The organism is Idiomarina sp. H2, from assembly GCF_004364275.1.
Classification (GTDB): Bacteria; Pseudomonadota; Gammaproteobacteria; order Enterobacterales; family Alteromonadaceae; genus Idiomarina; species Idiomarina loihiensis.
In genome coordinates, this window is record NZ_SNZY01000025.1 from 1 (window position 1) to 1219 (window position 1219).

Consider the following 1219-nt stretch of genomic DNA (forward strand, 5'->3'; position numbering starts at 1 on the left):
TTTAAAGCGGCATCCATGTCGAAATTGGTTTTGGTCATATGTCATCTCTTTTTTGCTTAGTTTAACGAAATGACACAGAATTCTGAACACTACCGATGACCCAAGGGGTGATGTAAGAGTCGACTAAAAAAGGAGGGGGAAAACAAACTGAAATTTTTCTATTTTTGAGTCTTACTATTCCTTGTTGTAGCCGATAATCCTTGATATTCAAGCTATAAAGCCACCTGGCAATAGCCTAAGAAGTTTAGTGTCGAACGAATTTAAAAATCGGACATGTCCGATTTAAAATCTATCGATAAAACTGATGTTTTATTCGCTGATTAGCTCTCCTTTCTACTTCCTTCCTAGAAAAAAACCGTAAATTAACGCTTATAATTTTCCCGTAGGCGTCTTGAATACATTTCTTACCGTAGAGTGTTCATTTACTCAAAAAATTATAATCCCTTATCCATCCCCTTAATTATTTTTCGTGAAATCCGCTGTTGAAGCGGCTTTCACGAATATGCTGCGCATCGTCCCTACCCAAAAGTAGGGACGATGCAAATTAAATAGAGTCTTCTTTTTTCCCTTAAAAAGATCATCAAAAAAACCCGACACCAAAAGTCTGGCCGTTTTTTGGAGGGCATAGATCTTCTGGATAAGATATATCCGTCCAATAAACGGAGGAAAAAATGGAAGACATTACATTACTTAAAAAAGGTCAGTTAGCTGAAATTTTTAATACGTCGGTTTCGTCAATAGAACGGATGATGAGGGACTATAACAGGTTATATAAAGGGGGATATGAATCCGATGCAAAGCGCTGCTGTCCTTCCCCTGTTTACTTTTCTGGAGGAGGAACTGTCAGGTTCAGTGTTCAAGACATTAGTAGCTTTTTAAATCATTTAGATGATATCGAAGTTCTATAGGAGATAGTGATGAATAGAGTAAACAGTTCAATGCAGCTGATAAGCGCGAAAGATGTGTGTGAAAAGTACTTTAATATAAGCCGTAAAACCTTGCGGCGCTGGCAAAAAATACGTGAAATGCATTTAGAGGCAGGTCGTATTGAAGAAGCAGATAAGGTACTGCCCCCTGTTAAGCGTATACCTGGAAGCTCTAAAATTTATTTCCTACTTGATGACCCGGCGTTTTTCAACCTAGTTGTCCAAAAAACCTGTTTTAAGCAACCGCCGTATTACGCTTAATTTCCTCAACATTGGAGGGATTTAGCGCAACG

At 38.3% G+C, this 1219-nt stretch carries 2 protein-coding genes; both read left to right on the plus strand.

Annotation, left to right across the window (positions count from 1 at the left end; translation table 11 throughout):
- The first annotated feature begins 671 nt into the window (after positions 1-671).
- A complete protein-coding gene (locus DET62_RS14380; RefSeq protein ID WP_110014433.1) occupies positions 672-908 on the plus strand; it encodes a hypothetical protein in 237 nt (78 codons plus the stop codon).
- Positions 909-917: 9 nt separating this feature from the next.
- Positions 918-1187, plus strand: a complete 270-nt coding sequence (locus tag DET62_RS14385; RefSeq protein WP_110014434.1) for a hypothetical protein — start codon at positions 918-920, stop codon at positions 1185-1187.
- Positions 1188-1219 lie beyond the last annotated feature (32 nt).

Excerpts from the sequence above, each read along its gene's own strand:
- DET62_RS14380 (WP_110014433.1), top strand. The coding sequence starts at position 672 with ATGGAAGACATTACATTACTTAAAAAAGGTCAGTTAGCTGAAATTTTT.
- DET62_RS14385 (WP_110014434.1), top strand. The coding sequence starts at position 918 with ATGAATAGAGTAAACAGTTCAATGCAGCTGATAAGCGCGAAAGATGTG.